Source organism: Pontibacter sp. LHS1, from assembly GCF_058932855.1.
The window spans coordinates 429,228-444,590 of record NZ_JBZYWF010000003.1 but is presented as its reverse complement, the minus strand read 5'-3'; the positions used below and the strand labels follow the sequence as shown (position 1 = coordinate 444,590).

Genomic DNA, 15,363 nt, shown 5'->3' with positions numbered 1-15,363 from the left:
AAAAGGCCTGCAAACTCAACGTTGCAGGCCTTTTATGTTCCATTATTCGCTTGGTCTCCCAAGCTACTATTATTACCGTCGTCCATACCTTATACCTTTAAAAAATCGCTGGCGTGCATGGCTTGCGCGAAAACACCGTTACTTCATCCACATCTTTCAGGCGGCAGATGAAACGCGTCATACGCTCCACACCGAAACCGGCACCAGCAGTTTTAGGCAATAAGCCTGCTCTGGCGATTTCCAGATAATGCCTGAACGTTTCCGTGTTAGTTCCTACTTCCTCCATTCGCTTCAGGATCTGCTTGTACTCGTTTTCGCGCTCGGCGCCTGACAAACCCTCGCCAAAGCCCTCTGGCCAGATCACATCATAGTTCAGGTAGGTACCGCGGCGGCCTGGATCTTCTTTGTCGTAAAACTCACGCTTGTGGTTGATCAACCAGAATGGTTCTGTTGCTTCTTCTGACTTGATCTTTTCATAGTCCGGGCCGAGAGCAGCTTCCAACTTTTCGGTGCGGTAGACGGGCCACTTTTCATACTGCGGCAGCAACTCGCCGCGCAACTCGATCAGGAGCTCAGGAATTTCTTTGTTCAGACGGGCGAAGATATAGTTTACCAACTCCTCCATAAACTCCATCACAAAGAAGCGGTCTTTGCCACGAAACTCGAAATCTACTTGAGTGAACTCGAACAGGTGGCGACCAGTGTCTGCTCTGTCAGAGAACTCAAGGCGAACGTTTGGTGACACGATGTAAAGACTATCCAGTTCAGAGTTCACCAAAGCTAGTTGCTTGTGGAAGATCATCGACTTGGTGAGACTCCAGCGCTGATCGGCATAGCCAATAGAGGCATCGACTACCCCGTGGTTGAGCGGGTCGGTGATGGGCGAGAGCATGAGCGGCATCAGCTGCGTCAGCCCTTTTTTGAACATAAAATCGTGCGTGGCACGGATAATCCCTTGCTGTACCTGAAGCACTTTAGGCAGGGATGCGCGGCTTAGGTGCTTCATCGTAGCTTCCAGTGCCGTCGGTTCTGTGAGTGTTTGCAATTCCATTCTATCTAATTATTAATGAATTGATGTATTACAAACATACTTATTCATTATTTTTATTGAAAATTATTTAACATTTAAATACATTTGTTGAAAATAAAATAATATATAGTTTTTATTTTTAACAAATCTTTAAAACACAGGATATATACAGGGGTATGGATTTACAAATTGATAAACTTGATCGTCAGATTTTGCACCTGCTGATGCAGAATGTCAACCGTGCATACACCGATATTGCCAAAGAACTTGGTGTTTCAGGCGGTACCATACACGTCCGGCTGAAAAAAATGACGGAGATGGGCATTGTGCAGGGAGCACAGTTACTGATCAATCCGGCTGCCATCGGTTATGACATCTGCGCCTTTATCGGCGTGTTTCTGGAGAAGGGATCGGCTTATAAAGAGGTGGTAGAGAAGATGCGCAACATCCCCGAGATTGTAGAATTGCATTACACCACGGGCTCCTACAGCATGTTCGTCAAGATCATCTGCCGCGACACGAAGCACCTACGCGAAGTGCTCAATGTGAAAATTCAGGGTATAGCGGGCGTACACCGCACCGAAACCTTCATCTCGCTGGAGGAAAGTATCACCCGACAGATATCGGTGGGAGTTGAGTAAGATATAGAAACAGCAGAGCCGCCATCAAACTGATTAATGGCGGCTCTGCTGTTTCTATAGGTTTAATAAATGGAGTGCCTTGCGGCATCATCTTACTTCAACTTCCTCAATGCCTCTCTTAACCTGCCAAGTGAGTCTTTTATACTTTCCAATGACGCACCGCCTACTGATAGTCGGAACCAGCCTAGCTCAGGAGCCGAACCGAAGGCGGAGAATGGTACCACAGCCAGCTTGGCTTCTTCGAGGATGTAGAAGCTGATGTCTTTGCTCGTTTGCAGTACCTGCCCGGATGACGTGGTTTTACCGGCTAAGTCAAGTTTGGCGGAGAGGTAAATGGCTCCCATCGGCTCGATGGCATCTACATTATATCCTTCGTTTTTCAGGTCTTTGAAGGCGTGGTAGAGCAGGTCCAGACTCTCACGCACATTGTGTTTGAACTCATCCAGAAACACATCTACCGCATCAGTCTGGTGCAGGAAACGGGCAGTTGCCATTTGTTCGGCTTTCGGAGCCCAGGCCCCCACGTGGCCGAGAATGGCCTTCATCTTATCGATCACCACGGTTGGGCCGAAAGCGTAGCCTACACGCACACCCGTAGCGGCAAAGCATTTAGAGGTGCCGTCGATGTAAATGGTATAGTCGCGCAACTCAGGCCGCAGGTTCACTGGGTCGTAGTGCTTGTGCTCGCCGAAGGTCAGCATCCAGTAGATCTGGTCGTAGAGGATGTAGAGTGGTTTCTCGCCTTCTCCGCGGCTCTTGTTTTCGGCTATTACGAGGTCGCAGATGTCTTCGAGGTCCTTCCTGGAGAACATCGTGCCTGTCGGGTTCAGCGGTGAGCACAGGGCCAGCATGGTAGCCCCCTTCAGGCTTGCGGCCACGTCGTCGGCGGTCGGCATGAAGTTGTTATCGGGGCTGGTCTCTACCATCACAGGCGTTGCGCTCGAGAGGTGGCAGTAGTGGTTGTTGTTCCAGGACGGCGTCGGGAATACGACTCTGTCACCCGGGTCTACAAGGGCCAGATAAGTGGCGTAGATCAGCGGACGGGAGCCGCCAGCTACCAGAATATCGTTCTCGGAGTAGGTCAGGCCTAATCGGTCGCGGGTGAAGTCGGCTACGGCTTTGCGGAGCACGGCCACCCCGTTGGCAGGCGGGTAATTGGTATGCCCTTCGGCGTAGGCCTCGGCTATACCTGCCCGCAGTTCGCCGGGTATAGGAAATATCTTGGGATCAAAGTCGCCGATGGTGAGGTTGCATATCTGCTCCCCCTTCGCAATCATTGCGTTAACCTCTCCGGCGAGCTTGATGATCTCGGAGCCGATGAGGTTCTGGGCCATTCTTGAAACGGTCATGCGCCTGTTATTTAGTACGCAACAAGATACTAAGTCTGCGGCATTTTTACCTAGCCTATACCTGAAAGGGATACAAAAAAACGCCTGCCGGACTTTTGCAGCTGGCAGGCGCTTCTGATAACAGGAATTACACTTAGAATGAAGGACTAAAACTTAAAATGTTAATTGTTCGAATAAACTTACCACTTATAGTAGCTGCTCTCTTCGCCATCATTCAGGATGTCGGCGGCGGTGTTTGGGCTTCGGCTGATATCGGCCAGTTTGCGCTCGCGCCACACGGCGGCTGATTCGCGGACTACATCCAGGTGCGCATCCGACTTGAGGCGTTCTTCTTCACGCTTGGCTTCGATCTCAAACTCCTGACGGGCTGCAAACTTGGCTTCGGCTACGGCCTGGCGGGTATCGTATTGCTTCTGGCGCTCCTGCACCCGATGCATTTCCTGCGTCGTGCGCTCATGCTCCACGCCTTTCAGAATATCATCATAAGGGCCTTTGCTGGTAATCAGCTTAGTAAAAATAGGCGCCGTTTCCAGACAGATGAACAGCAGTGTAATAAAAAATACCGGCAGCCACGGTAACTGGTTCAGGGCATCAATTCTGGCCATCAGGCCATCGTAGTTCGAGAAGCTTTCCTGTCCTTCTGACACGGTGCTGTCGTACTGCTTCATCAGGTCGGCAATGCGCTGCTCCTTCACCAGAATTCTGTCGGCTGCACTGGCCTGCAGTAGCTTCAGTTCTTCGTCTACTTTGTCATACTGCTGCTTTTTCTCTTCATAGATGGGGCCTCTGCCTATTTTGCCAGTACCGCCAGTACCATCAGCCTCTGCCGCTACCATTTCATAGAGCTTGTTACGCTCCTGCACTTTGGCCTCCACCTCGGCCCGTATACCTGCTATTTCCGATTTAATAGAATCCACCTCAGCAAACTGTTTGTTCACCAAGGCCTTGTGCTGTATAGCGAGTTCAGCCTGCTTTTCTTTCAGCACAGCCTGTATCTCTTTGTCAAAAATCTTCAGTTCCAGTGGTTTGGAGATAACCACGGCCAGCACCAGCGCCAGCAGGATGCGTGGCGTCACCATCAGCAGCTCTTTCCAGAACCTGCCTTCTTTGCGGATAGTGGAAACGATAAAGCGATCGAGGTTAAAGATAACGGCACCCCATAGCAAGCCAAATGCCACCGCCATGGGTACCGCATCGAATACTGTGTAGAGGGCATAGCCACCCGATATGCTGGCCAGCACACCTGTAAATAAAACAGTGGCACCGACACCGGCATATTTTATGTGCTCCGACTTAGAGCACTTCTCAAGAATAGTATCATCGGCACCGGCGCACCACCAAAAAAATTTCTTCATGTAAAATCCTGTACAGGTTAAAGCTGACGCAAAGGCAGCTTGCAATATTAACGCGCAACTTACTGACAACTATACATTTGCCCTTCAAAATGTGACGAAACACCGGCAAAATGTGATGAACTGCATCGTTACTGTGGCAACAGCTGCCTGAACTGCTTAAGTTCAACTGTATTCCAGTGGCTTATCCGGCATTTGAAGCACATTGAGGCAGGTGCACAATTGTCAGAATCAGGGCTCACAGGATGAAGACAAGGGGAAATCAGGTATAATTTAAAACAAGAAAGGCAGCGACCTCTTCAGCCACTGCCTTTCTCTGTTATATGGAGTTAGAAAAGTATCCCTTCTTAACTCTCAAATTCCTAAACTCTCCAACTCCTAAACTCCTTCACTGTTCTCGTCCTCGTCCGGCAAGATCTCCACATCCTGCACCAGCACGAACTTTTCTATTTCACGTGCTCTTGGGGTATTGGCGAGTCCGCCGAGGGCTGTTTCTTTATACTTGCGCTCCATGCTTTCGCCTACTTCGCCGAGGGCGGCCACGCACTGGTCAACCGGAATAACGGCATTTACACCAGCAATGGCTAGCTGTGATGAAGAATAAGCAATAGCGGCCGCGCTGGCGTTGCGTACAATACACGGCACTTCCACCAGTCCCGCCACCGGATCGCACACCAGGCCCAGCATACACTGGATGGTAATGGCCACTGCCGTGAACACCTGCTCCACGTTGCCGCCGAGGCAGTACACAATCGCACCTGCTGCCATAGCTGCCGCACTGCCCGTTTCGGCCTGGCAACCGCCCACAGCTCCTGCCAGTGAGGCGTTCTGCTCAATGATCAGGGCTATACCTGCCGCTACCAGCAGGCCTTCGTGAATCTTGCGGTCTTCGAGTCCGTGCAGTTCCTGCAGAGTGGTAAGGGTACCAGGCAGGATACCGGAGGCACCCGCTGTTGGGGCAGCTACTACACGGCCCATGCACGAATTCACCTCCTTGGCACCCAGCGCACGCGACACCAGCATCTGAAACTCCGGTGACAGCACCGTTACCGGCGACCTGGCTACTTTCTTGGCGCTGTTGTTCACCATGCCCGAGCGGGAGGTCATGTCTTCGGTGAGGCCGGTCTGCACGGCATCCTTCATCACCTCATAGGCCTTGGCGATGTTCTCCCAGATAAACTCCTCGGTGCGGCCTTTCTGTTCTACTTCGTACTCCAGCACAGGCTGGTATAGTGGTTCGCCGGTTTCAGCGCAATGCTTTTCCCAGCTCTTAAAATCGTTGAATAGTAATGACATATCGTATGGCTTATACCTGCCCTGCGGCTTGCCGCGAGGGGGCGTTAAAGATACTCTAAATTTCAGGAATCAGCTAAAATCCCGTTCCATTTGATAACACGGCTTATGGGGTTAATCGTTCTGTTTCGACCGGCTCATCTGCTTACCTCAACCTATACCTGTTGTCTCCGTTTTTCTGAGTGAACAAGCTATACCTATACCTGATGGAAAACAAAGACAAAAAGCGTGTGGCCATGCGCATACATGGCCGGGTGCAAGGGGTATTTTTCAGAGCCAGCACCCAAGGCAAAGCACTTGAACTAGGCCTGTACGGTTTCGTGCAAAACGAGCCCGACGGCACCGTATACCTGGAGGCAGAAGGAAAACCCGAAGCACTGAAAGAATTGGAAGCATGGGCAAACAAAGGTCCCGACCGTGCGCGGGTTGAGAAAGTGGAGGTAGAGGAGAAGGAGGGGCTGAAAGGGTTTGAGCGGTTTGAGCAGCGGAGGTAAAAGAATTGGATGATGTATAATTATACATTAACTTTATCCTATACATAATTAGCTTAAACTGCCACTATGAGCACACGAATCCTCCATTGCTCGACGTCTGTTGAAAACTACAATAGCTGCATTGATCACAATGTTGCAGGTTTCTCACATAGAGGACCACAACAAAACGATGTGGTATACCTAGCTGTTAAAGTAGGAAAGAAAACTTTATGTGGCGCACGTTTCAAGCTTGATCAACTAACAGACCGAAAGCCTTGGCAAGATGGGGTGCGGTACGTGCATACCTTGAGCATCCGGGAAGTTGAGTTTTGCAAGCCTTTCGATATGGCTATACTGTCAGAAACGGGAGGAAAATATTGGAGTATCAAGTATGTGCAATCCTCAAAACCAATCAATGATCAAGCAGCCTGTGATTTATTAGATCGAGAGTTCAAGACCAATAAAATCGATCACTTTATTCCTTTTGATGTCACTCCTTTTGAAGTCGCACCACCGTTACCAGTTGATACAAAAGGGCCGACTTCAACTACTATTGGAGAAGCAGTGGACGATGTGCCGCTTATGCGTGACTCGATCAAGATTCAGGCAATACTTGCGGATATTGGTGACCGTATGGGATATAGCATCTGGCTGCCAAGAAATGATAGAAGTAGAGTTTTGGAAGTATGGCAGACCAAGAAAAGTTCTGTATTAAATGATTTACCCCTCAATTACGACCTTGATACCATCCGGACGATTGAAAACATCGATGTGCTTTGGATAAAAGGTCGCACCATTGTTCGTGCGTATGAAGTAGAGCATACTACTTCAATCTATTCTGGGATACTCAGGATGGCCGATCTGATGGCACTGCAACCGAACCTAAATATAAAAGCACACATCGTTGCTCCAGAAGAGAGAAGAGGAAAAGTAATGCAGGAGCTATCCAGGCCTGTATTCCGACTGCTTTTGTCCCACTCGTGTTCTTTTATCTCTTACAATGCAGTTGAGGATCTGGCAAAAGAAAAGAGGTTGAAGTTTATGACTGATGCTGTGATCGAAGACATTTCTGAGTCAGCCAAGGAGACCTTAGTTTTTTAACCTCACCATGCCCCTCTCCCTCCTCAGCCAAATCCCTTACCTCACCCCCGACGATATAGCAGCTTTCCTGCCGCTTTGGAAGAAGAAGGTGCAGCTGAATAGGTATGACTTCCTGATACGGCAGGGGCAGGTGGAGCAGGGGCTATACCTGGTTACGAGTGGGGCGCTGCGCATTTACTACCCGCTGCCCGACGAGGAGATCTGCGTGGGCTTCGGCTACCCGCATACCTTGCTGGTGTCTTTCCCGTCTTTTGTCGATGGCAAGCCCTCTGACTACTACATACAAGCCTTGAAGAAAAGTGAACTGCTAGGCATCAGCAAAGCCGATCTGGTGCAATTGATAGAGCAGCGGCCGAACATCAAACGTTTCTGGTACGAGCAGCTTGAGAAGGCGCTGGTCGGCAAGATAGAGCGGGAAGTGGACCTGCTGTTGCCGGAGCCGGAGCAGCGCCTGCAGCGCGTCATGCAGCGGAGTCCGCACCTGTTCCAGCACATCCCCAAAAAGTACATCGCCTCATACCTGCGCATGTCGCCCGAAACGCTGAGCCGGATCAGGTAACTTCTTCGTAAATCTTGACGCTCATCAAGGATTGGGCTTAAGCCATGCTATACCTTTGGTGCGTACACTATAAAACGATGAACGCTATGAATGCCTTAGACCAAATCTCCCGCACCGTCGAAAATCAGAAGCACACTGTTATCTCAGCTTTTGTGCCGCTGGAGCTTTCCCTCCTCAACTACAAACCTGCTCCTGACAGCTGGAGCATACTCGAATGCCTGGAGCACCTGAACCGCTACAGCCGCTATTACAACCCGGCGCTGGCAAAGGCCATTGTGGCAAATTCAGGCAACAGCGCCCATCAGAGCATCAGCTATAGCTGGCTCGGCAAGAAATCGCTGGATATGGTGCGGCCGGACAATGGCAAAAAAAGCAAAACCGTGCGGCACATGAACCCCAACAACAGCCAACTGAGTCGCCAGACGCTGGAGGAGTTTCTGGACCACCAGACCGAACTGCTGCAACTCCTCAACAAAGCCAAAAGCGCCAACCTGAACAAAAAGGCTATACCTGTTGAGTTCTTCAAGCTGCTGAAGCTGCGCATCGGAGAGACGCTGGAGTTTGTGGCCCTGCACCAGGAGCGGCATCTGCAGCAGGCGCTGCAAGTAAAAAAGCAGCTACCCGTCAACCAGGCAGCTGCTTAAAATATTCTTAACAAGCTTTACGGAAGTCTACAGCGAGTTGTAATAGGCAACCAGCTTGGCCATGTCGCTGTCGTTGCGCAGGTTCAGCGCATTCGATTTGATGTAAGTTTCCAGGTAGTCTTTTTTATCAGGTATGGCAGAAAGCAGGGAGTTTTTTGATTTCTTCACTTTCACCGCTTTGTCGCCCACTGCGATGTAATAGTCTTCGCTTTCCTGCACTTCTCTGTCGATGGTGGCCGAGCTGTAGTGCTTGCGGTCAAATATCTTTTTGGAAGTACGCTTCAGAAGCGACACCTGCCCGTCAGCCAGCACTTCCATAAAAGCATTGGCCGACACGCCATCGCCACTATACCCTGAGCGGAAAGTGCGCTCTACGGGTTGGTTGTTTTCGATATACCCTATCTTAAACTCCTGCACCGGCTCCAGCAGTTCCTTCACGTCTCCGTTCTTTGTCTTGAAGATGATGGCGTCCTTCACCTGGTCATACATCAGGTCGATGCCCTGGTATACGGTGCCGCTCTTGAGTGTCAACGAGCCTTTCGCCCAGTCTTTGTGCAGGTACGGTGAGCCTACCATGGTGATGGTGTTGTACTCGTGCACCGGACGGGCCTCCATGTCGTTAGTATGCGTGAACTGCGCACTCGCCTGCAGGCTAAAGCAACAGCCGACCAGCATCACTAAACCGAATCGTAAGAAGACAGCTTTCATAGGGCGTTCTTTTAAGTTGAAAATAAGATTACAGGTTATTATAGTACGTTACCAGCCTGGCCATGTCCTGCTCCTGCCTTAGGTCCAGGCGATTGGCCTTCACATAAGCTTCAAGTTCAGTCTGCCTGTTGCCTATTGCCTGGATCAGCGACTTCTTGTCCTTTTTTAGTTTAGTCAGTTTTCCTTCCCGATTGGCCAGGTAGTAATTTTGCTGCTCTATAATGCTTCTTACTTTTGTAGCTGAGCTATAAGGCACCTCTTCGTGCACTGTTTTAGTTGTACGCTTCAAAAGTTGTGTAGGGCCATCGGCCAGTACTTCATAAAATGCATCTAAAGGCGTAGCATCTACGGGTTCATACCCCTTCATGAACAAGCGCTTCATCAGCTCAAATTCCACAACAGGCTGTACAAACAACTGCGCCTCACCTTTCTTGTTGCTGAACATCAGCTCATCCGCTACCTGGTCATACTTTAGCCGAACGCCGATATACTCTTTCCCGTCCTCCAGCTTAACCCAGCCCTCCTGCCACTCGTCATTCAGGTAAGGCGAGCCCTTTACATCCAGGTACTGCTTTGCCATAATGGGGCGGCCCATGTAATCGACTATCTCAGTTTGAGCAAATGCTCCGGAACCAAGAAGCAGACAAAAACAGCAAGTATAAGCCCACCTCAATATCATAATCGTTTTATCAACTTAATAAGACTTTTCAGTCTTTGAATATAATACTTATTTGTTAAATCTGGTAATCACCCACTACAATATGTATTTGGCTCCCTGACTTCGTTCTTATTGCGGCCAAAATTAACTTTCTTGCGCCCGAATTTGTTCTAACCCGGCTCCTGCTATAAACAGGGCCACCTGATTATGCGCGAAAAAGTAGTTAGCTATAGTTTTTTCTTCCTTGGATTGCTGCTGTTCGGCTTTGCCAATGCCATTGCCGTGAAGGTGAAGTACCTGGGTCTGCACCCCTGGGAGGTGCTCAATGTGGCCCTGTTTCAACACATCGGCTTTACGATTGGTACCTGGAGCGTAATTGTGGGGCTGTTTTTTGTGGTTATCTCCTGGTTCATCAACCGAAAGTATATCAACATAGGCACCTTCCTCAATGCGATGCTTGTCGGGCCGTTCATGGACATGTTCCTCTGGCTCGACATCCTGCCATCGGCTACCAACACGCCGCTCGACTACCTGAATCTGGCTGTCTCAGTGGTGATAGCAGGCATAGCCGGAGGAATGTATGTTGCGGGTGGTGTGGGTGCCGGTCCGCGTGATGGGTTCATGCTGGCTTTGTCGGAGCGGATCAGTATGTCTGTCAGCCGCACCCGCATCATGGTAGAGTGCGTGATCCTGGGCATAGGCTATGTGTTGGGCGGACCGATCTTTATCGCCACCTTCTTCTATACCTTCATCATGAGCCCGATCTTCCAGGTGACGCTCCGCTTCTTCCAGAGAGTGCGCAACAACCTGATCGAGCAGCCTGTCAAGGTATAACTCCCCAATCCCTCAACTCCCAAACTGCCTCACTTTCACTTCTTCTTTCGCTCCTGTATTCAGGTCGATCTGGTAGAGTTGATGGCTGTTGGTGCTGGTTACCCAGAGGTGGCCGTTCAGGTATAGCACATCGTTGGGTTCGTGCAAGCCGTCTGTTAGGGTGCGGACGCGGTGCCGCTCCATGTCGAGCACCTTGATCTTGCCATTGTAGGTGTCGGCGATGTACACGTCGCTGTCGATCACCTCCAGGCCGACGCAGTGCTGCAGCAGGGCATCGTCTACATGCCCATCCACGTCCCCAAAATCAAACAGGCCACGGCCCAGCGGAGTGAGCACCATACCTGTCTTGAGGTTGACAGTACGGATGGCACTGGCTTCGGCATCGGCCACGTAAAGCACTTCGCCCCGAATGGAAAGTCCGCTGGGCTGGTTGAAGGCAGCTTCGTCCAGGAGGCCGTCGGTGAGGGCTTCTCGACCGCTACCGGCAAAGCGGTATACCTGCTCGGTCTCGAGGTCCATGCGCAGGATCTGGTGGTTGCCTGCATTGGCGATGAACATGCTGCGCCCGTGTATGAGCAGGTCCCAGGGGCTGTTGGGGTTGACAGGCTCCTGCCGCTTCTCGTCGTGGAAGTAGTACTCCAGTTCACCGGTGCCGGCGGCGGTGCTCACCATGCGGTGCTGCAGGTCCACTTTGCGGATGGCGTTGTTTTTGGCATCGGCCACATAAAGCACACCGTCATGCAAAGCCAAACCATGTGGTTCGTTAAAGGTCGCCTCAGCATAACTGCCGTTGTGGAAGCTTCTTTCTCCACTGCCGATCACCTCCAGCACCTGGCCTTGTTGGTTTAGCTTCAGGATACGGTTGTGCCCGCTGTCAGACAGGTACAGATTGCCCTCCGCATCGCTGATCAGTTTGGAAGGAAAGTACAGAACACCTGCTTCTTTAGCCTCAGGCTGCACAGGTATAGGCGTCTGGTTGAGCTCGTCTATAAATTCCTCTTTCATACGCTGGATATAAGGCCGAACCGTATCGTACACGCCCTCTCCGGCATGCTGCCCCACCACCTTGCCATTTGGGTCGATAAGCACCGTAGTCGGCCAGGCTTTTACGCCGTACTGGTTCCAGATGGCAAAGTCGGCGTCGTTCACCACCGGATGCTCCACCCCGAACTTCTGTATGGCCTGTCGGATGGTTTCGGTCTGCTTTTCTGCATCGAACTTGGCCGAGTGTACCCCGATCACGACCAGCACATCGGCAAACTCATCCTCCAGTCGCTTCAGGTCGGGCACGATGTGCTGACAGTTGATACAGCCGAAGGTCCAGAAGTCCAGTAACACGATCTTGCCTCTGAAGTCTTTGATAGACCAGCTCCGGTCGGTGTTGAGCCAGCCGTGCGGGGTGTTGATCTCTGGTGCATTGACGCGTCCGGTTAGCATAGCGCAGTTTGGTTTAGGTATCGTGGATTATTTGGTACAGGTATAGGTCAGGAAAGGTTGTTTGTATAACGCCAGCAGGCGGCATTTGTATATATATGCTGCAGCCAAAACAGCGCTTATGCCAAGAAGTTATTTTATCGTAAATTTGTGTAAAACTGCTGCGGCGCTATGGAGGAAACCTACCTGTCTGATTTCGGAACGATCCTGCTTTTCCTGATTGGGGGAGCGATCTTTGTAGTGATCGGTCTGTTTACCGCCAGGCTTATCCGCCCCAGCAGACCTAACCCCGAGAAACTGACCACTTACGAGTCGGGCGAAGAGCCGATCGGCAATTCCTGGGTGCAGTTTAACCCGCGGTTTTATGTGGTGGCGCTTATCTTCATCATTTTTGATGTAGAACTGGCTTTCCTGTTTCCGTGGGCCACGGTGTTCGGACGCCGCGACCTGATCGAGGCTACCGACGGCGTATGGGGCTGGTTTGCCCTGATCGAGATGTTCATCTTCATCGGTGTGCTGGCGCTAGGTCTGGCCTATGCCTGGGTGAAAGGCCACCTCGACTGGATCAAGCCTAAACCGGTAGTGCCGCAGAGTCGCTCCCGTATACCTATGGACGTATACCAGCGTGTGAACGAGCGGAAATACGAGGTAAAGAAGTAGCTCTCAGGGAAAGAAGACTTTGTGACGAAGGAGAAAAACATCTAATTGATCATTCTGATTTGAATATACCACAGGACAAGACGGGAGAAGGCGGTGTGATCATCACCAAACTGGACGACCTGCTCAACTGGGCGCGACTGACCTCGCTGTTCCCGATGGGTTTTGGTCTGGCCTGTTGCGCCATCGAGATGATGGGAGCTTATGCCTCCGGCTACGACCTCGATCGCTTCGGCATTATCCCCCGTGCCTCGCCTCGTCAGTCAGATGTGATGATTGTGGCCGGTACCGTGACCTTTAAGATGGCTGACCGCGTGCGCCGCCTCTACGAGCAGATGCCGGAGCCGCGCTACGTGATCTCGATGGGCAGCTGCTCCAATTGCGGCGGTCCCTACTGGGAGCATGGCTACCATGTGGTGAAGGGTGTGGATCGCATTATACCTGTAGACGTGTACGTACCAGGTTGTCCGCCAAGGCCGGAGGCTCTCATCGGTGGCTTCCTGCGCCTGCAGGAGATCATCCGCCAGGAAACTATCCGCGAACCCAGAGCCGTGCAGCAGATCATGGCAAAGAGAATGCAGAACACAGGTATACGTCATGAGGGAACAGCAGCGGCAACAGAACAACCGGATGGCGGTGAGCTGAGTGTGGCAAATGGGGGCCCAGAGAAGCAAGACCCGATTAGCTGACCTCGATAATCACTCATTCAAAGATCAAAAAAGCTATGCTTTTCAAGGAGATAAAGGACTTTATAGCAGCGCAGTTTGGTGCGGAGGCGATCGTTTCGGAGAACACCGACAATCTGCAGCCCTACCTGGTGCTTCAGACGGAGCGACTGGCGGAGGTATGCCTCGAGCTGCACGACAACAAAGCGACTTATTTCGATTTTCTCTCCAGCGTGACAGGTATAGACAATGGTCCGGAAGCAGGCACCATGGAAGTCGCGTATAACCTCTACTCTATACCTTACGACCACCACCTGATGCTCAAAGTGATCGTGCCGCGCAACAACACTTCGGAGCAGCCTATACCTGTTGTGCCAACTGTGAGCCACATCTGGCGCACCGCCGACTGGCACGAGCGCGAGATCTTCGACCTGGTGGGCATCCTCTTCAAAGATCACCCTGACATGCGCCGTATCCTCTGCGCAGCCGACTGGGAAGGCCACCCCCTCCGCAAAGATTACAAGCTACAGGACTACTACCACGGCATCAAAGTGCCTTACGACAACCATAATGAGTACAGCGGCTTTAGAGGTGAGCCGGCACAGCTGATTTCTTCAGAAGATCCGTTCGGTGATAAGCGAGAGAAGCCGGGGGCGTAGCAGGGATAAAATTTAGTTTATCACCTTCTCGAAGCACACGCTGTTCTCCACCCCCGCATATTGCCCATAGTTCGAAATTAGCTCATAGCCGTTCTTTTTGTAGAGTCTGATGGCTTCAGGCTGTTTCAGGCCGGTTTCTAAAACACACCGGGTGTAGGAAAGCTCCCGAGCCCACTTCTCCAGTTCGGCCAGTACCTGGCTGGCTATACCTTTGTTTCTTCCGGTTGGCAGCACATACATGCGTTTCACTTCCATGGTATCGGGCTCGTATTCTTTGATCGCACCACAGCCCAGGACTTTCCCGTTCTCGTAAGCCAGCACGACATACTTTATCTTGTCGATCTTGTTGTACTGCGCATAAAAGGCGTGCTCTTCTCCGTCACGTATAGCCAGGTCCGCATCGAGTAATCTGACAAGCGCTACAAAGTCAGGATCGTCCGAATCGGTTCTTTTCAGGTATAGCATGGGTTGAGCAGGTAGTATAGACAGGCTGAGCACTTAGTTTTTGATGAAGAATCTGATCGGCACCACGTACTCAACAGGTATGGCCTGCCCGTTTAAGATCCCGGGAAGCCAGGCATCGGGTACAGCCTTCACTACCCTGAGCGCTTCCTCGTCGCAACCATAGCCTATTCCTTTTATTACTCTGTGATCTGCTGTTTTTCCTTCACTATCGATCGTAAAGGCAACCTGCACCTCTCCCGAAATACCTTTGCGCTGTGCATCCCGCGGGTATCGGACGTTACGCAGCACTGTGCCCCACATCATGGCTGAGCCTCCGATGTACAGCGGGGGCCTGTCTAACTTCGCTTTAGTCTTACCTTTACCATCCAGCACACGGTATACTTTGTTTTTTTCTTTATCCTCGAGCTTGAAGTAAGCTATCTCGTTTTTGCTGTAATCATACTGCTGCTCCAGTTCTCCTTTGGAGTTATAAAACTCCCAGATTCCAACCTTGTGATCAGCTGCGTAAGCCCCTTTGGCTTTTGGCTGGCTGGCATTCCCAGCACCTCTTTGGTACTCTACCCAAAGGCTATCTTTGAGCCCTCCTCTGTAAAAACCATCTTCCAGTAATTCCCCTGTATAGCCTATTTTCTGGTATCTGCCTTCCCGAGTGGAGTTATCTGCTTTCTGAACATGGTACACTTCCCTGAAATAAGGGTTCTGGTGCTCCCTGGTGACTTCGACGGTTGCCTGCCCCAGCACAAGCGTCGGGAGAAGGAGTAGTAGGATGAGTATTGATTTTGGCATTGTGACGGTTTGTTAAAAAGCACCTTATAAAGCTATAGCCTCGCTATAAATCATG

General features: G+C 51.1%; 18 protein-coding genes. 9 read left to right on the top strand and 9 right to left on the bottom strand.

Annotated features, from left to right (window positions below; translation table 11 throughout):
* Positions 1-97: 97 nt before the first annotated feature.
* Positions 98-1,051, bottom strand: coding sequence for an asparagine synthetase A (locus AC5FXQ_RS09100; protein ID WP_493602152.1), 954 nt, complete (start codon positions 1,049-1,051; stop codon positions 98-100).
* 155 nt (positions 1,052-1,206) lie between these two features.
* Here AC5FXQ_RS09100 and AC5FXQ_RS09095 point away from each other — a divergent pair, with 155 nt between their 5' ends.
* Entirely contained in the window at positions 1,207-1,671 is a 465-nt protein-coding gene (locus tag AC5FXQ_RS09095; RefSeq protein ID WP_493602151.1) for an Lrp/AsnC ligand binding domain-containing protein, read from the top strand.
* Between the two features lie 92 nt (positions 1,672-1,763).
* On the opposite strand, the gene AC5FXQ_RS09090 is transcribed toward AC5FXQ_RS09095, so the two are convergent.
* The 3 genes from AC5FXQ_RS09090 to sdaAA form a co-directional block, all read right to left on the bottom strand.
* A complete protein-coding gene (locus AC5FXQ_RS09090) occupies positions 1,764-3,020 on the bottom strand; it encodes a pyridoxal phosphate-dependent aminotransferase (RefSeq protein ID WP_493602150.1) in 1,257 nt (418 codons plus the stop codon).
* Positions 3,021-3,199: 179 nt separating this feature from the next.
* The gene (locus AC5FXQ_RS09085) at positions 3,200-4,375 is read right to left on the bottom strand and encodes a DUF4407 domain-containing protein (protein WP_493602149.1); all 1,176 of its coding nucleotides are present in this window, start codon (positions 4,373-4,375) and stop codon (positions 3,200-3,202) included.
* A 375-nt stretch (positions 4,376-4,750) separates the two neighbouring features.
* Positions 4,751-5,668 (bottom strand): L-serine ammonia-lyase, iron-sulfur-dependent, subunit alpha, encoded by a 918-nt coding sequence (gene sdaAA / locus AC5FXQ_RS09080; RefSeq protein WP_493602148.1) that lies wholly within the window; start codon positions 5,666-5,668, stop codon positions 4,751-4,753.
* A gap of 203 nt (positions 5,669-5,871) precedes the next feature.
* On the opposite strand from sdaAA, the gene AC5FXQ_RS09075 reads away from it, so the two are divergent.
* The 4 genes from AC5FXQ_RS09075 to AC5FXQ_RS09060 all read left to right on the top strand — a co-directional run bounded on the left by AC5FXQ_RS09075 (position 5,872) and on the right by AC5FXQ_RS09060 (position 8,442).
* Complete coding sequence (locus AC5FXQ_RS09075; RefSeq protein ID WP_493602147.1) at positions 5,872-6,159, top strand: acylphosphatase; 288 nt, start codon at positions 5,872-5,874, stop codon at positions 6,157-6,159.
* Positions 6,160-6,225: 66 nt separating this feature from the next.
* Positions 6,226-7,239 (top strand): type II restriction enzyme NmeDI-related protein, encoded by a 1,014-nt coding sequence (locus tag AC5FXQ_RS09070; protein WP_493602146.1) that lies wholly within the window; start codon positions 6,226-6,228, stop codon positions 7,237-7,239.
* 7 nt (positions 7,240-7,246) lie between these two features.
* Positions 7,247-7,798 (top strand): Crp/Fnr family transcriptional regulator, encoded by a 552-nt coding sequence (locus AC5FXQ_RS09065; protein ID WP_493602145.1) that lies wholly within the window; start codon positions 7,247-7,249, stop codon positions 7,796-7,798.
* 86 nt (positions 7,799-7,884) lie between these two features.
* Complete coding sequence (locus AC5FXQ_RS09060; RefSeq protein WP_493602144.1) at positions 7,885-8,442, top strand: DinB family protein; 558 nt, start codon at positions 7,885-7,887, stop codon at positions 8,440-8,442.
* Positions 8,443-8,469: 27 nt separating this feature from the next.
* Here AC5FXQ_RS09060 and AC5FXQ_RS09055 read toward each other — a convergent pair whose 3' ends face one another.
* Both AC5FXQ_RS09055 and AC5FXQ_RS09050 read right to left on the bottom strand, forming a co-directional pair.
* Positions 8,470-9,150: a hypothetical protein gene (locus tag AC5FXQ_RS09055; RefSeq protein ID WP_493602143.1), complete on the bottom strand. Its 681-nt coding sequence runs from the start codon at positions 9,148-9,150 to the stop codon at positions 8,470-8,472.
* 28 nt (positions 9,151-9,178) lie between these two features.
* Entirely contained in the window at positions 9,179-9,730 is a 552-nt protein-coding gene (locus AC5FXQ_RS09050) for a hypothetical protein (RefSeq protein WP_493602142.1), read from the bottom strand.
* Between the two features lie 285 nt (positions 9,731-10,015).
* Here AC5FXQ_RS09050 and AC5FXQ_RS09045 point away from each other — a divergent pair, with 285 nt between their 5' ends.
* Positions 10,016-10,642, top strand: a complete 627-nt coding sequence (locus AC5FXQ_RS09045; protein WP_493602141.1) for a YczE/YyaS/YitT family protein — start codon at positions 10,016-10,018, stop codon at positions 10,640-10,642.
* A gap of 12 nt (positions 10,643-10,654) precedes the next feature.
* On the opposite strand, the gene AC5FXQ_RS09040 is transcribed toward AC5FXQ_RS09045, so the two are convergent.
* Positions 10,655-12,079, bottom strand: a complete 1,425-nt coding sequence (locus AC5FXQ_RS09040; protein WP_493602140.1) for a thioredoxin-like domain-containing protein — start codon at positions 12,077-12,079, stop codon at positions 10,655-10,657.
* A 168-nt stretch (positions 12,080-12,247) separates the two neighbouring features.
* Here AC5FXQ_RS09040 and AC5FXQ_RS09035 point away from each other — a divergent pair, with 168 nt between their 5' ends.
* The 3 genes from AC5FXQ_RS09035 to AC5FXQ_RS09025 are packed head-to-tail and all read left to right on the top strand — an operon-like array spanning position 12,248 to position 14,057.
* A complete protein-coding gene (locus AC5FXQ_RS09035) occupies positions 12,248-12,736 on the top strand; it encodes an NADH-quinone oxidoreductase subunit A (RefSeq protein WP_493602139.1) in 489 nt (162 codons plus the stop codon).
* 59 nt (positions 12,737-12,795) lie between these two features.
* A complete protein-coding gene (gene nuoB / locus AC5FXQ_RS09030) occupies positions 12,796-13,422 on the top strand; it encodes an NADH-quinone oxidoreductase subunit NuoB (RefSeq protein ID WP_493602138.1) in 627 nt (208 codons plus the stop codon).
* A gap of 35 nt (positions 13,423-13,457) precedes the next feature.
* Entirely contained in the window at positions 13,458-14,057 is a 600-nt protein-coding gene (locus tag AC5FXQ_RS09025) for an NADH-quinone oxidoreductase subunit C (protein WP_493602137.1), read from the top strand.
* A 12-nt stretch (positions 14,058-14,069) separates the two neighbouring features.
* On the opposite strand, the gene AC5FXQ_RS09020 is transcribed toward AC5FXQ_RS09025, so the two are convergent.
* Positions 14,070-14,522, bottom strand: coding sequence for a GNAT family N-acetyltransferase (locus tag AC5FXQ_RS09020; protein WP_493602136.1), 453 nt, complete (start codon positions 14,520-14,522; stop codon positions 14,070-14,072).
* A 33-nt stretch (positions 14,523-14,555) separates the two neighbouring features.
* Positions 14,556-15,308 carry an energy transducer TonB gene (locus AC5FXQ_RS09015; protein ID WP_493602135.1) on the bottom strand — a complete coding sequence of 251 codons (753 nt, stop codon included), beginning with the start codon at positions 15,306-15,308 and terminating at the stop codon, positions 14,556-14,558.
* Positions 15,309-15,363 lie beyond the last annotated feature (55 nt).

What these genes read in the sequence shown, in the direction of transcription:
- AC5FXQ_RS09100 (WP_493602152.1), bottom strand. Translation starts at nt 1,051, where the DNA reads ATGGAATTGCAAACACTCACAGAACCGACGGCACTGGAAGCTACGATG.
- AC5FXQ_RS09095 (WP_493602151.1), top strand. Translation starts at nt 1,207, where the DNA reads ATGGATTTACAAATTGATAAACTTGATCGTCAGATTTTGCACCTGCTG.
- AC5FXQ_RS09090 (WP_493602150.1), bottom strand. Translation starts at nt 3,020, where the DNA reads ATGACCGTTTCAAGAATGGCCCAGAACCTCATCGGCTCCGAGATCATC.
- AC5FXQ_RS09085 (WP_493602149.1), bottom strand. Translation starts at nt 4,375, where the DNA reads ATGAAGAAATTTTTTTGGTGGTGCGCCGGTGCCGATGATACTATTCTT.
- sdaAA (WP_493602148.1), bottom strand. Translation starts at nt 5,668, where the DNA reads ATGTCATTACTATTCAACGATTTTAAGAGCTGGGAAAAGCATTGCGCT.
- AC5FXQ_RS09075 (WP_493602147.1), top strand. Translation starts at nt 5,872, where the DNA reads ATGGAAAACAAAGACAAAAAGCGTGTGGCCATGCGCATACATGGCCGG.
- AC5FXQ_RS09070 (WP_493602146.1), top strand. Translation starts at nt 6,226, where the DNA reads ATGAGCACACGAATCCTCCATTGCTCGACGTCTGTTGAAAACTACAAT.
- AC5FXQ_RS09065 (WP_493602145.1), top strand. Translation starts at nt 7,247, where the DNA reads ATGCCCCTCTCCCTCCTCAGCCAAATCCCTTACCTCACCCCCGACGAT.
- AC5FXQ_RS09060 (WP_493602144.1), top strand. Translation starts at nt 7,885, where the DNA reads ATGAATGCCTTAGACCAAATCTCCCGCACCGTCGAAAATCAGAAGCAC.
- AC5FXQ_RS09055 (WP_493602143.1), bottom strand. Translation starts at nt 9,150, where the DNA reads ATGAAAGCTGTCTTCTTACGATTCGGTTTAGTGATGCTGGTCGGCTGT.
- AC5FXQ_RS09050 (WP_493602142.1), bottom strand. Translation starts at nt 9,730, where the DNA reads ATGGCAAAGCAGTACCTGGATGTAAAGGGCTCGCCTTACCTGAATGAC.
- AC5FXQ_RS09045 (WP_493602141.1), top strand. Translation starts at nt 10,016, where the DNA reads ATGCGCGAAAAAGTAGTTAGCTATAGTTTTTTCTTCCTTGGATTGCTG.
- AC5FXQ_RS09040 (WP_493602140.1), bottom strand. Translation starts at nt 12,079, where the DNA reads ATGCTAACCGGACGCGTCAATGCACCAGAGATCAACACCCCGCACGGC.
- AC5FXQ_RS09035 (WP_493602139.1), top strand. Translation starts at nt 12,248, where the DNA reads ATGGAGGAAACCTACCTGTCTGATTTCGGAACGATCCTGCTTTTCCTG.
- AC5FXQ_RS09025 (WP_493602137.1), top strand. Translation starts at nt 13,458, where the DNA reads ATGCTTTTCAAGGAGATAAAGGACTTTATAGCAGCGCAGTTTGGTGCG.
- AC5FXQ_RS09020 (WP_493602136.1), bottom strand. Translation starts at nt 14,522, where the DNA reads ATGCTATACCTGAAAAGAACCGATTCGGACGATCCTGACTTTGTAGCG.
- AC5FXQ_RS09015 (WP_493602135.1), bottom strand. Translation starts at nt 15,308, where the DNA reads ATGCCAAAATCAATACTCATCCTACTACTCCTTCTCCCGACGCTTGTG.